The organism is Vibrio anguillarum (genome assembly GCF_003390515.1).
GTDB classification, from domain to species: Bacteria; Pseudomonadota; Gammaproteobacteria; order Enterobacterales; family Vibrionaceae; genus Vibrio; species Vibrio anguillarum.
The window spans coordinates 1,264,170-1,276,939 of record NZ_CP031479.1 but is presented as its reverse complement, the minus strand read 5'-3'; the positions used below and the strand labels follow the sequence as shown (position 1 = coordinate 1,276,939).

General features: G+C 42.6%; 12 protein-coding genes. 4 read left to right on the top strand and 8 right to left on the bottom strand.

What is annotated here, in order from left to right; genetic code table 11:
- Window positions 1–84: 84 nt before the first annotated feature.
- From DD616_RS10000 to hinT, 5 genes are all read right to left on the bottom strand, one after another.
- The gene (locus DD616_RS10000; protein ID WP_231140414.1) at window positions 85–936 is read right to left on the bottom strand and encodes a phosphotransferase; all 852 of its coding nucleotides are present in this window, start codon (window positions 934–936) and stop codon (window positions 85–87) included.
- Between the two features lie 34 nt (window positions 937–970).
- Window positions 971–1,561 (bottom strand): penicillin-binding protein activator LpoB, encoded by a 591-nt coding sequence (gene lpoB / locus DD616_RS09995; RefSeq protein ID WP_013856521.1) that lies wholly within the window; start codon window positions 1,559–1,561, stop codon window positions 971–973.
- Window positions 1,562–1,583: 22 nt separating this feature from the next.
- Entirely contained in the window at window positions 1,584–1,973 is a 390-nt protein-coding gene (locus DD616_RS09990) for a YcfL family putative periplasmic lipoprotein (RefSeq protein WP_013856520.1), read from the bottom strand.
- Window positions 1,973–3,364, bottom strand: a complete 1,392-nt coding sequence (locus DD616_RS09985) for a COG3014 family protein (RefSeq protein ID WP_017042311.1) — start codon at window positions 3,362–3,364, stop codon at window positions 1,973–1,975. Before DD616_RS09985 ends, DD616_RS09990 begins: the two co-directional genes overlap by 1 nt.
- A gap of 67 nt (window positions 3,365–3,431) precedes the next feature.
- A complete protein-coding gene (gene hinT / locus DD616_RS09980) occupies window positions 3,432–3,782 on the bottom strand; it encodes a purine nucleoside phosphoramidase (RefSeq protein WP_026027183.1) in 351 nt (116 codons plus the stop codon).
- A 357-nt stretch (window positions 3,783–4,139) separates the two neighbouring features.
- Here hinT and DD616_RS09975 point away from each other — a divergent pair, with 357 nt between their 5' ends.
- Together DD616_RS09975 and DD616_RS09970 are read left to right on the top strand one after the other, a co-directional pair.
- Entirely contained in the window at window positions 4,140–6,131 is a 1,992-nt protein-coding gene (locus tag DD616_RS09975; RefSeq protein WP_026027184.1) for a methyl-accepting chemotaxis protein, read from the top strand.
- 176 nt (window positions 6,132–6,307) lie between these two features.
- The gene (locus DD616_RS09970) at window positions 6,308–7,468 is read left to right on the top strand and encodes a DUF1887 family protein (RefSeq protein WP_013856516.1); all 1,161 of its coding nucleotides are present in this window, start codon (window positions 6,308–6,310) and stop codon (window positions 7,466–7,468) included.
- Between the two features lie 52 nt (window positions 7,469–7,520).
- Here DD616_RS09970 and fadR read toward each other — a convergent pair whose 3' ends face one another.
- Complete coding sequence (gene fadR, locus DD616_RS09965; RefSeq protein WP_010319711.1) at window positions 7,521–8,360, bottom strand: fatty acid metabolism transcriptional regulator FadR; 840 nt, start codon at window positions 8,358–8,360, stop codon at window positions 7,521–7,523.
- 655 nt (window positions 8,361–9,015) lie between these two features.
- Between fadR and nhaB the strand changes: the two genes are divergently transcribed.
- The gene (gene nhaB, locus DD616_RS09960; protein ID WP_013856514.1) at window positions 9,016–10,605 is read left to right on the top strand and encodes a Na(+)/H(+) antiporter NhaB; all 1,590 of its coding nucleotides are present in this window, start codon (window positions 9,016–9,018) and stop codon (window positions 10,603–10,605) included.
- 75 nt (window positions 10,606–10,680) lie between these two features.
- Window positions 10,681–11,220 carry a disulfide bond formation protein DsbB gene (gene dsbB, locus DD616_RS09955; protein WP_237292957.1) on the top strand — a complete coding sequence of 180 codons (540 nt, stop codon included), beginning with the start codon at window positions 10,681–10,683 and terminating at the stop codon, window positions 11,218–11,220.
- A 61-nt stretch (window positions 11,221–11,281) separates the two neighbouring features.
- Here dsbB and bioD read toward each other — a convergent pair whose 3' ends face one another.
- On the bottom strand, window positions 11,282–11,968 hold the full coding sequence (gene bioD / locus DD616_RS09950) for a dethiobiotin synthase (RefSeq protein WP_038148451.1): 687 nt from the start codon (window positions 11,966–11,968) through the stop codon (window positions 11,282–11,284).
- A complete protein-coding gene (gene bioC / locus DD616_RS09945; RefSeq protein ID WP_199871519.1) occupies window positions 11,965–12,768 on the bottom strand; it encodes a malonyl-ACP O-methyltransferase BioC in 804 nt (267 codons plus the stop codon). The genes bioD and bioC overlap by 4 nt, the downstream gene beginning before the upstream one ends.
- Window positions 12,769–12,770 lie beyond the last annotated feature (2 nt).

Sequence of the window (12,770 nt, the reverse complement as noted above, 5' to 3'; positions counted from 1 at the left end):
CTTGAGGTTTTAATCTACCACGAAGATTGTGGTTTCAAAGACTTTAACCTTAATTTACTGCAACAAAACGACGAAACAGTGATCCTAGCTACATAATGTGCGTTTTAGATGTTCGGCTTGTTGACGATAATAGTCATCACCCCATAATTGATGTGCTAACAAATACCATAACATGGCCATCATTGTTGCTCTTGGATGCCAAGCCACCACACCTTCGACCCAATCATCGACCCCCACAATCTCACGCAATTGACAATAACGGTAGACCGCCTCTAATGGTTTTTCTTCTGCAACATCAATGCTTAAAGCCAGGTCGAGCCGGGGGTCGGCAATTGAGGCGTATTCCCAATCAATCACGCGGTTACCTTCATCGGTTTTAACCATATTGTAGCCAGCTAAATCAAAGTGACACAAAGTCTGACCAACATCAGCAAGGTTAGGTGCGGTGCGCCAACGTTGATATAAAGCCGACAAGTCCTCACTTTTATACTCAGCTTTGAGCTGTAGCCAATAATGATCAACCCGAGCGATAAAACTGAAAAGGGCAACTGGGATGCGTGCTGTACTGAGATTATGGATCTTTATCTGTGTTTTTAATAGAGAATCGAAAGGTAAACCACCAGTAAGGGATTGGCCATCAATCCATTCAACCAATAATCCTTGATCATTAATGGAAAGTGGCTTGGGGCCTAAGTTAGAAGATTCGATAGCAGAGAGAATTTGATATTCTTGAAAACGCGAAATGGAAAAGGCTTGAGTGATCGGCGTATTAGGCCGCCAAACAAAGCTGCGTTCCTCCGTGACAATTTTCCAACATCGGTTTGTTAACCCCCCTGTCAGCGTTTGTGCGTAGTCAGGGGGAGTAGAGAAGAATCCTTCTAGCGACGTTAAGGTACGATCAAGCTGACAAGCTTCACGCCAAGACATTCTCGCCATAAGGACCTCTTCTCTCAATTACTCAATTTTGTGATTAAAAACCGAGTAAACTTTTTGACTGCTGTTTACGAATTTCGGTTTCATCTGCCCATTCAATAAGGCCGCTTTGAAGATCCATTAAACGCATCGTCATTTTGTAATATACATCTTTATCACTGCTTGCGTTTTTCACAATACTCGACAAGTTGCCATACAGCATATATTGTGCGCCAACCATTTTGCCAAACTGAATAGCGGTACTTTGGTTGACCAACTCATCATTATTTTGGAAATTGAGCTGTTCGCGCACGGCTTCAACACGATCCATGTCGACGAAGCGGAACTTACCTGAATTCAACATCTTAGTACTGATGGTGTCAGTGATAGATTCAGTATCAATGTGCTCACTGGTCTTATTTTTGATTCGCTCGACAAACACGATAGGACGAGAATCACGGGTAATCGCTGCTACCGAACCTGACATCATCATGCTATCAACCATTTCCCCCGCGATTTTTTGTAAATCTGTTGAACCAAAATCAACTGTCGTCGTTTCAACGGATTGTGCATCTCCGTAGCTGACTTTATTTGAACAGCCGCCCAAAATGACAGCGAGCCCTAGCAATGCGATAATACTTTTGTTCATATTGGTTCCTTACTTTCCCAATTTAATTATTTGACCCACGGATCTGTACGCGAAACTGTTTTCCATTTGGATTGACAGAAATCTCCGACAACGACACCGTCTCCATCCCACTGATTATCTTTTGTTTCCAAGGACTTTGTCTGTTATTGACTTCAAGCCCATCATCGTCATACCAAGAAAAACGGTACTCGATAATTTGGTCACCTTGGTAATGACTCACTAAACGCACAAGTCCCCTCGTATGACCATCCACTTGGTTAGTTGCAATGTCTTCAACAACCAAGCGATTACCTAATACATTGTCGCCAAATAGCACTTTTTGCGAAGCGCCATCAACTCTTAATCCTGCGGTATTTTCAGCACATCCAATCAATGAGAATGTGACTAACAGTCCCAATATCCACTTTTTCATTACAATCTTCCTAGTTGTTTATGCCAGATGGTTGAATGACGTCCCTGACGAGAAACCCACACCAAAGTGGTGCCTTTTTCCGGTACAGAAAACTGATATTCTTGCTCTCCCACCTTTATTCGTTGCTCGCCTGCATTGACTTGCAGACTGGCCGTTTGCACCAACCCTGGCAGCGTTAGCCAACTGCGCGTATCGGGCTGCTCTGTCAGCAGATTCCAAACGTTGAAGACTAAATTACCAACATTGTCATCTTTGGCCGCTTCTTTGCGCAATTGATCTTTCGCCAGCACTCTCAACACTTGCCTTATTACTATAGAGGGCATTTTCTCAGACAAGTTTCGACTTGCCATTAAATTCACATCCGTCAGAAAATGAGAAGTGAGTACTTTGTCATTCATCGTCAGTGATGAAAATGATTCAACGGGTGTATTCGGATAATAAGGTAAGGCGAGAGAATACAATGCGCCATTTCCTCTGCTGTCATACAAGGGTAAAGATTGACGCCAGCTATCTAAGGCTTTCACCACACTCTGCTCTTCTATTATAAGCACACGACCTTGAGAAGCAGTCAGTGAATGAGATTTCCCGTAGCGTTTCTCTAATTGGATTAGGTCTTCTCTCATCCCCAATCGTTTCGCAACACGTAATGTCCCCTCTATAACCTCAATATTATCGGGAGTGACTGCCAAAGCGCGTCGATAGTCGACATAGGCACTGTTAACATCACCAGAGGCTTCATAAAGCAAAGCAGAAAGGTAAAAAAGGTAACCATTCTGCACCGCCTGCAAAGCTTTTCCTGCATCAGGGTAGTTTGCTAGTACGCTGCCTAAGTTTGGTGTCACACCTTGTGATTTTAGCTCTTTTTGCGCCTTTTCAAGTTCCGCTTCTCTAGCCTGCCTTGCTTGCTCTTGTACCTGATTCGCTCGCCGAACCTCAACCAGAGCGCCATCCAAATCATTCTGTTGTAAATAATTTAAACCGAGATAAAGATGTAAAAAACCGAGTTCATAATCCGCAGGAACGTATTCCATCAAGTTATCATTCACAGCCAACGCACCGACACTTGTCGCCGTATCACTTAGTGAAATCAATGCCTTATCTTGTTGAATTTTAACCGCAGAATCACTCAATTCGAAACTACGCTTACTGTCTACATAATTCTGGTTAAGAAAATGGACTCGCCCTTTTTCCAGATTGTCTAGAATGTCACCCGCGACAAATTCCGCAAGTTCATTCTCCGCATCTTGATACTGCCCAGATTTAACTGACTGATAGACAGCGCCATTTTGAGCGCTGTAATGACTAAACAAGTTCCCCGCAGAAAAATTAGCACAGGCATTGAGAAAAAAAGGCGATAAAAAAACCGTAATATGTCGCACGTAACGCTTCACTCAATACTCCATATTTAACTCTAATCGTATCAATCGAGCGCCCAATAGTGGCTGGGCGACCCATGCATTAGCTCATCAAAAGCGGACCCAACGGGCGACCGCCAACCAAGTGCATATGAATGTGGTAAACCTCTTGACCACCATGAGCGTTACAATTCACTATCAAGCGATAGCCATCTTGTGCAATACCTTCTTGTTGAGCGATTTTTTTTGCCACTGTAAACATACGTCCCATAGCCGCTTCATGCTCAGGTTCAACATCGTTGGTCGTCGGAATAAACGCATTGGGAATGATAAGAATATGGCTAGGCGCTCTAGGGTTAATGTCCCGAAAGGCGGTCACTAAATCATCTTGATAGAGGATATCTGCAGGAATTTCTTTACGGATAATTTTGCTAAAAATGGTTTCTTCAGCCATGAAATACTCCACTAATAAATAGGATTACGCAGTCACATCAAAGTACATTAGATCGAGATAAGTGGTTCAAGGCTAATACCTAAGTGGGTCACGACAACATATCGACAACCGATAGAACCGACACTAATTTGACCTTAATGCTACTGAATATAATAGGTGTGTAGTTGGATTTGAGTATGCGTGAACCCTGTCAAAAGCTCAATAAAAAACACCGTACGCGTAGCATAAATGACAGAACACTAATATAAAAAATGCGTTTTGCCAGGCCCGTCATAAAATGTACGTCTCACATTCAATACAATACTCATTATTTTGTTATTTTTTAAAACAAAACACTATTTTTCTAGGGAGAGGATTATGAAGGGTTCAGTGATTAGGCGAATGTACGCTGGTTTCACACTGATCATCATCATGTTTGCAGTAACGACCGCCATTATGATGGGAGGAATGAATCAAATTCATTCTAATTTCGAAAGTGTATCAACCACCGCCTTACCGCTCGTTTCTTTGTCAAACAAAACAAGTGTTCAACTGCTTTCTGCCGATAAATCTTTTAAGGACTTTTTGACGACACAAAACCAAGATCGCATGAATGTGATGCGTTCAGAATTTGCTAAAGCAAAACAAGATTTTGCTGACGTGCTAAACCAGCTCCAACAAGCAAGTGCAATGAACCCCTCTCTTGAAGAGCGGATAAGCCAACTTAAACAGATGGAACTCCGCTACTTTTCAGAAGCAGAACAAGCCATGAATAATTATCAGGCGATGTTTGAGGCGCAAGCTCAAGTGCAAAAATCAACTCGTGAATTTCAAAGACTTCATGCCGATTTAAGCACCGGAATGAAAGATTTTGTCGATGGGCAAAATAGTATTTCAGTTAAAGTCATGGCGAAAAGTTATTTCATTAAATTGAAAGATGCGGAATTAATCACTTCAGACGCTTTGGCCAGTTCGGATGTCGCCTTTGTTGACAAGGCCGTCACCATGAATAAAAAAGCGGTCACGCACCTCAACTACGCTTACCGAGGCTTATCGACCCAATTACCTGAACTGAAAAAAACCTTTGACGATCTTGTCCAAAAATTCTCTCAAGATATTGGGCAAAAGGGTGGTGTGCTTGATCAACACAATAGTTACTTACTAGCGAAAACAGCCCTTTATGAAAACATTGCGAATTTGGCTATCGAGGTCGATAAAGCAATGACGATTTTAGACTCTTTTAACGATACTGCGACCGACGGTTTAAATGCCTCTCTGCGAGAAGCCGGGGAAGTCTATAAGCAAGGAGTTATTAAAGCGATCGTGATTGGTATTGCGGTTGTGCTAGTGGCTACGGGTATTGGTTACCACATTGCGCAAAGTGTTCGTGAGCCGTTAAATCGTATACTCAAAACGCTAGAAGGGCTGACAAAAGGAGATATGACACAACGCATTGAAATTCGTTACAACAACGAGTTTAGTCGCTTAAGTGGCCACATCAATTCGCTAGCAGATAATTTGCACCATATTTTGGTGCAGTTGAATGATGCTTCTGAAAATTTAACCAACACAGCTAACCACAACCAAACCACCTCTTCAAAAGCACAGTCACAACTCAGCACCCAACGTGAGCAAACCGCGAGCGTGGCAACCGCAATGACGGAAATGGCTCATTCAGTACAAGAAGTAGCGCAAAGTGCTCAAAGTTCGCTAGAGATGGTGCAGAAAGTTGAATCGGCTTCTGAATCGGGCCGTAAAATTATGAGTGACAATATCACTACTATTAATCAATTGGAGACTCGCTTAAATCAATCGGTTGATGCTGTCGGTGAACTGCAAAAAATGAGCAGCCAAATTGGTTCTATCTTGGATGTGATTCGTAACATTGCAGAACAAACCAACTTATTGGCGCTCAATGCCGCGATTGAAGCTGCTCGTGCTGGAGAGCAAGGGCGCGGGTTTGCAGTCGTAGCTGACGAAGTTCGTGTTTTGGCAAAACGCACAACGGATTCGACGTCTGAAATTGAAAGTATGATCAGCAACTTGCAATCCAGCTCATCTTCTGCCAGTACTGTTATTGAAAGCTGCATGACTGATATGGAACTTTCTGTCGAGCAAGCATCAACGGCGAATAGCGCAATGGAAGAGATCCAAGCGTTAATTCTAGAAATCAGTCAGATGAGTACTCATATTACACAGGCGGCCGCCGAGCAAAGTGAAACAACCGGTGACATTGCACGCAGTATCGAGGATATTAATTTAATCGCTGATGGTAGCTATCAAGCCATGTCTCAAATTGCACAGGCAAGCGCCAACCTAACTCAGCTTGCTAATCAGCAGAATGAATTAGTCCATCGTTTTACATTATGAGTGACCGTTAACAAACTCAACCTCATTTGTAAGTTACATGTAAATTATGTCTCAAGGGCGGCTTTTAATCTAAAGTCGCCCTTGTTTTTTTGATGCCACATCGTTATATGATAACTATCGGCTTGCGCATTATTATCTACCTCCTACTCTTTGCAAGCCAAACATGAGGATGATCTATGGCTGTTCATGTTGGCATTATCGACCAAGACCCTATTCGCTTGGTTACTCCCCTGCTTGATAATCGAACGGTAAGTTCGCACATTGTCTTCATCGGTGATCAAGACCAAAAATCAATGTATTTACGTTTACACTCGGTATTGAGTCAGCGCGACATCACTTCTGAGTTTTTTGAAATCCCATCAGGTTCCAATACCTCAGCAATCAAACAAGCTATCCAGTTTTTAGCGGAAGATTTGAAAACCAGATACGATGAAGTCAAGCTGAACGCAAGTTGTGGTTTGAGACATCGTTTATTATCCGTTTATGAGGTGTTCCGTAGCTATCAATGGCCTATTTTTGTCGTCGAACCGAACAGTGATCAGCTGTGTTGGCTTTATCCCGATGGTCAAAATAATACCCAAGTGCAAGACCACATTACCATTTCAGATTACTTAACCATTTTTGGTGCACGGGGTGAATTTAGTGAGCATCATATTCCGCCACAACTTGACCAAAAACTTTACGAACTCGGCGAGCGCTGGGCAAGTAATGCATTAGAACTTGGTCCTGGTTTAGCCACATTAAACTATTTAGCGACGACATGCCGCAAAGAGCAGCGGCTAGATGTTGCACTTTCAGAAAAACAACAAGGGTATCGTGAACTTCATATTCTGTTGACCGATCTGGTCGAAGCACAAATCGCCACCTATCAAAATGGCATTTTAACCTTCGCCAACGAAGATGCGCGCCGATTTTCCAATGGAGAATGGTTAGAAACATTAGTGCACAGTACAATAAGGCAGATCCAAGATGATATGCCAACCATTCAAGATCGCTCTTTGAATGTTCAAGTCTACCGTCAATTAGGTGAGCGAGAAGTCAGAAATGAACTCGATGTCGCTACAGTGGTGAATAACAAACTGCATATTATTGAATGTAAAACGAAAGGTATGCGTGATGACGGCGATGATACGCTTTATAAGCTAGAATCATTACGTGATTTGCTTGGTGGGCTACAAGCTCGCGCTATGCTCGTGAGCTTTCGCCCACTTCGCCATAATGACATTACTCGTGCAGAAGATTTAGGGTTGGCCTTAATCGGCCCTGATGAACTGAAAGATTTAAAATTACATTTAGCCGCTTGGTTTAAAGAAGCAGGTGGTAACGAAGATATCTAACCTACAAAAAAGCCCGTTTCATACGGGCTTTTTTTACAGTAAAACGAATTTTCTAATGATCATCTTCTGTAAAATTTGTCGGTAACGTTGTTTTCATTTGATTCCATATGTGAGCGCTGTCAATACCGTAATGACGGATCACAATCGGCAACTGCTCACGATTGCCACTTTCACACACTGCTAATAATTCACGGTAAAACTGCAAGGCTAACTCGCGTGCTTCTGGATTAGAGAAATAATAGCTGCCGACTCGGTCATATAATTTCTTTAGCCCATTAAAAATCAAACCATAAATTTGATTTCCTGAGTGAAACGCTAAACGCTGAAATAACATGTAATCGTAAAAGTTAAAGGTTTTCGCAATCAATATTTGCTGACGTTTATATTCGTCTTTTTCACCATCATCTTTAATATGCTGCTGGATTTTCTGTGCATAAGGAGATAACTCCATAAAAGAATCCCAAGATTTGGCACTTAATAGTGCTTCACAGCTTTCGATAACATTAGTAATAGTGCGCTCGGCAGGCTCTTTGTTCACTTTAAATGCATAACGCATAAATATGGGGCTAATATTTGTCCGAGCCGCAAGTAAGTCTTCCACAATACTGGTGGCATTTTCAGCATCGAGCGTCATTAATGTATCTAATATGTGTAAACCGGAAGTTTCCATAAATTGGTTTACTTTTGTTGGCTTACCATGCTGTATAGTCAACCAACCATCACGGGCTAAGCGTTGTAATACTTCTCGAAGCGTTGTACGTGTTACACCAATTAATTCTGAAAGTTCGCGCTCTGCAGGTAAGATAGAACCCGGTGCAAAGCGACCATTCCAAATGCTCTCAATTATGTATTTTTCAGCAAAACCTGCTGGGCTTTTTGCCTTAATGACCATTAAGTACTTATCCAGTTTTCTATTTATTTGGGTCGAATGGGACTCATCATACCACTAGTTGAACGTTATCGGAAACAAACCATCCGCGAAGTTATCACAAACAAAATAGAGCTTAAACTCTAATTTATTCATCTCGTTTATGAACAATACCGAGTCAATGAAATAGTATTTTTTAGCAGTTCTTCAAAAGGAAGAACACATAAGAGTAGAAAAAATAAAGAGATATAACTCACATTAATAAACTTAAAATAATCAATTTAAGCTTGCAAAATTCGCTCTTTTTAGTCATTTAGATGCCTATTACCTTAACTCCACTTCAAAATACGGCTCGGCGTGAATTTTTCACAACTCTTATGCTATGCTTACCCAACTTTGATCGCGTTTTTGACCAAAATATCGGTAAGTGTTTTATCAATAACCTGATTATTATTGACTAAAAAAGCTTGCGGAGTAGAGTGACGGTCGAAGTAAGGATTGCTTGTCTCACTCAAGGAGTGTCTTGGTAAAACCATAATCCCTAAACGGTTTGTTGTTTCGCTAGAACATTGCCGATAGATACTGTTTTCGTGTTTAACACGTTCTATTTGGCCACTTCACATAATGAATTAAAGATAAGCTGACAGCGTCTATCATCTCAACAGTAAGAGAACTACCCATGCCGATGTCCCTCGGAAGCGCTTTTCTCAAGAACTTTCTTGGTAAAGCCCCTGACTGGTACAAAGTTGCCATTATTGCTTTTCTCATTATCAACCCGATTGTTTTCTTTTTGGTCGACCCATTTATTGCTGGTTGGCTACTTGTGGTTGAATTCATTTTCACCCTAGCGATGGCGCTTAAATGCTATCCCCTACAACCTGGTGGCTTACTGGCTATCGAAGCTATCGCCATTGGGATGACCAGTGCAGAGCAAGTAAAACATGAGCTTGTGAATAACATCGAAGTTCTGCTGCTACTGGTGTTTATGGTGGCTGGTATCTATTTCATGAAACAGCTATTGCTGTTCATCTTCACCAAAATACTACTTGGTATTCGTTCAAAAGCGATGCTTTCGGTCGCCTTTTGCATTACAGCTGCTTTCCTGTCTGCATTTTTGGATGCCTTAACAGTTATTGCCGTGGTCATCAGTGTCGCCGTTGGGTTTTACTCGATTTATCACAAAGTGGCATCGGGACAAGGAACAAGCTCCGCTCATGACCATACTCAAGATGAGCATATCTCAGAACTAACACGTGATGACCTAGAAAACTATCGTGCGTTTTTGCGCTCACTACTGATGCATGCTGGCGTAGGTACCGCTTTAGGCGGGGTGATGACCATGGTTGGTGAACCACAAAACCTGATCATCGCCGATCAAGCAGGTTGGTTTTTTGGCGAGTTTATCATCCGTATGTCTCCGGTAACCGTACCTGTTTTTCTCTGTGGTATTTTGACCTGTGTATTGGTTGAAAAGCTGAAGCTATTTGGTTACGGCGCAGAATTACCCGCTAACGTTCGTCAAATTCTGGTCGATTTTGACACGGCTGAGCGCAAAAATCGAACCAATCAAGACGTCGCAAAACTTTGGATCCAAGGCGCTATTGCTGTCTGGCTGATTGTTGGATTGGCACTGCACTTAGCGGCAGTTGGATTGATTGGTCTTTCAGTTATTATTTTGGCGACAGCATTTACTGGTGTGATAGAAGAACATTCGCTAGGCAAAGCATTTGAAGAAGCCCTACCCTTTACGGCGCTGCTGGCGGTATTCTTCTCCATCGTAGCCGTAATTATCGATCAACAACTCTTTAAGCCAGTTATCGATGCTGTGTTGAATGTTGAAGATAAAGGGGCTCAGCTTGCTCTCTTCTATGTGGCTAACGGGCTTTTGTCGATGGTTTCGGATAACGTTTTCGTTGGCACTGTCTATATTAATGAAGTCAAAACAGCGCTACTAGAAGGTGTTATCACACGTGACCAATTCGATTTATTGGCTGTCGCGATTAACACAGGTACGAACTTACCGTCAGTAGCAACACCAAACGGTCAAGCCGCTTTCTTATTCTTATTAACATCAGCACTTGCACCATTGATCCGCCTTTCTTATGGCAAAATGGTCATCATGGCTCTGCCCTACACGATTGTATTGGCATTAGTTGGCCTGTTTGGCATTGTCTTCTTAGTTGAACCCATGACTGCGCATTTTTATGACTTAGGGTGGATTACGCACCATTCAGCCAAAGCAGTTCAAGCCATCTCTGCTGGGCATTAAAATATTCGGTTGATAATGAAACTTATCTAAGTTAAAAAGCTCTGAACTATCAGGGCTTTTTATTCTTTACAGGTATTGAATGTGACTTTTTTTTCTACTCTGAAACTGTTCTCTCAATCGAGAAAATCTTGGTTTTTATTACTTCTTTTTGTGGTTTTTTTTGAGGCTTGTGCGCTTTTTTTTCAGCACATCATGATGCTCGCACCGTGTGTGATGTGCATTTATGAACGTGTGGCGATGCTAGGAATTGGCGGAGCAGCTCTGCTTGGCTTAATCGCACCCAATCATCCGATTGTTCGTTGGATTGGACTCGTTACTTGGGGAGCCAGTGCTTATAAAGGTTTGACCTTATCTATGCAACATGTGGATTACCAATTCAACCCTTCTCCTTTTGCCACTTGTGATTTATTTGTCTCTTTCCCCAGCTGGGCACCACTCAATCAATGGGCACCTTGGATGTTCGAAGCTTACGGTGACTGTTCGAAAGTGGTATGGCAATTTTTAACGCTTTCCATGCCACAGTGGCTAGTGGTCATCTATGCTGCTAACTTGCTGGTGCTCGCTTTTGTTGTTTTAGCTCAGTTCGCGAAAACCCCCGTCAATAAGCTGCGGTAATAACCTGCTTGATCAAAAAAGGCATCTCGCTAAGAGATGCCCTTTGGCCGATTCACATCGCTTACTCTGACGCAAGCAGCGGATCAACATTAATATACTTACCAATTTGTTGCCGTTTTACCGTTGGCACATAGGGTATTTCACCAAGCTTAGGTGCTGGAATGCGCGATTCCAACATTGCAATAATTTCAGCGTAATGCTCAGTTCCTGGGTTCACTCGGTTGGCTACCCAGCCAACAATCTTCAACCCGTCGGCAATAATACTTTCCGCTGTTAAAATTGCATGGCTTAAGCAACCTAGTTTAATCCCTACCACTAATACCACTGGTAGTTGTTCTTGTTTAACCCAAGTAGACAAGCAGTCCGTATCGGAGATCGGAACGCGCCAACCACCAGCACCTTCGATCAACACAATGTCAGCATTCGCTTTATGCTTAGCTAATTTGCTACTGAGCACGCCATAATCAATCTCGACGTGTTCATGTTTTGCGGCGATATGTGGTGATGTAGGGAGCGCTAAAGAATATGGATTCACATCACCATAGGGCATCTCTTTGGTTGCCGCTTTCATCAGATGTAATGCATCTGAGTTGCGTAAGCCAAATTCCGTTTTTTCGCTACCAGCGGCAACGGGTTTGTAGCCAATAGTCACCAAATCCTTGGCGGCTAATGCTTGTAGAATCGCTTTTGAAGCGACCGTTTTTCCAACGTCGGTGTCCGTACCCGCAATAAAAAATGCATCAATCATCGATGTATAACCCCTAAACAAACCTGATAAGTTGCAGGTAGAAGACCTTGATGGTTTTGAAATGTTTGGTATGCCTGCTCAACTTGCAGTAGAGCCTTGCGGCTTGTTAACCCTTGTGAGCGTCCACTTACGTGATTTGCACCAATTCCTTTAAGATCTCTCATCAAGGAAAAGGCTTTGTCATACCAAACTGTGATCGAAGCCAAGTCTAGTTGATGGTGGTAACAGTGAGATTGCGCTAACGCAATTTTTACCTGATTGAGTGTGATGAAATCATTGACGTGTTGATGTGTATCAATTTTTGTCCACGCTTGTTTCAGTTCAAACAGCGAACCGTCCAATAATGTCGAAAAATAAGCCGTCCCTTGTGGTTTCAATACGCGGTGAATTTGTCGCAGTGGTAGAACAAGGTCATCACACCACTGCAGCGCTAAGCTAGAAAAAACGTAATCAAAAGAGGCGTTGGCGAAAGGAAGCGCCTCAGCATCGGCTTGATAATAGGTGACGCCAACATCACCACAACGTATTTTAGCTTGTACTAGCATCTCACTGGAGAGGTCAACACATACCACATACGCCCCTCTACGCCGCAGTTGCTCTGAAAAATAGCCCGTACCACAACCAAGATCGAGCACTCTTTTCCCTACTAGATTGCGCGGCATTTTGTCCAATAAACGGTGTCCTACGTCACGTTGAAAAGCGGCATGTACATCATAATGCTTTGCCGCGCGGCTAAAAGAGTGGGCAATGGCGGCTTTGTCATGCAGCGTATTTATCTCTATGGCATGAGTTTGTGACATAT

Bases quoted from the DNA above. Each gene is read 5' to 3' on its own strand.
- DD616_RS09970 (WP_013856516.1), top strand. From the start codon at position 6,308: ATGGCTGTTCATGTTGGCATTATCGACCAAGACCCTATTCGCTTGGTT.
- fadR (WP_010319711.1), bottom strand. From the start codon at position 8,360: ATGGTCATTAAGGCAAAAAGCCCAGCAGGTTTTGCTGAAAAATACATA.
- DD616_RS09990 (WP_013856520.1), bottom strand. From the start codon at position 1,973: ATGAAAAAGTGGATATTGGGACTGTTAGTCACATTCTCATTGATTGGA.
- hinT (WP_026027183.1), bottom strand. From the start codon at position 3,782: ATGGCTGAAGAAACCATTTTTAGCAAAATTATCCGTAAAGAAATTCCT.
- bioD (WP_038148451.1), bottom strand. From the start codon at position 11,968: ATGATTGATGCATTTTTTATTGCGGGTACGGACACCGACGTTGGAAAA.
- DD616_RS10000 (WP_231140414.1), bottom strand. From the start codon at position 936: ATGGCGAGAATGTCTTGGCGTGAAGCTTGTCAGCTTGATCGTACCTTA.
- lpoB (WP_013856521.1), bottom strand. From the start codon at position 1,561: ATGAACAAAAGTATTATCGCATTGCTAGGGCTCGCTGTCATTTTGGGC.
- DD616_RS09975 (WP_026027184.1), top strand. From the start codon at position 4,140: ATGAAGGGTTCAGTGATTAGGCGAATGTACGCTGGTTTCACACTGATC.
- nhaB (WP_013856514.1), top strand. From the start codon at position 9,016: ATGCCGATGTCCCTCGGAAGCGCTTTTCTCAAGAACTTTCTTGGTAAA.
- bioC (WP_199871519.1), bottom strand. From the start codon at position 12,768: ATGTCACAAACTCATGCCATAGAGATAAATACGCTGCATGACAAAGCC.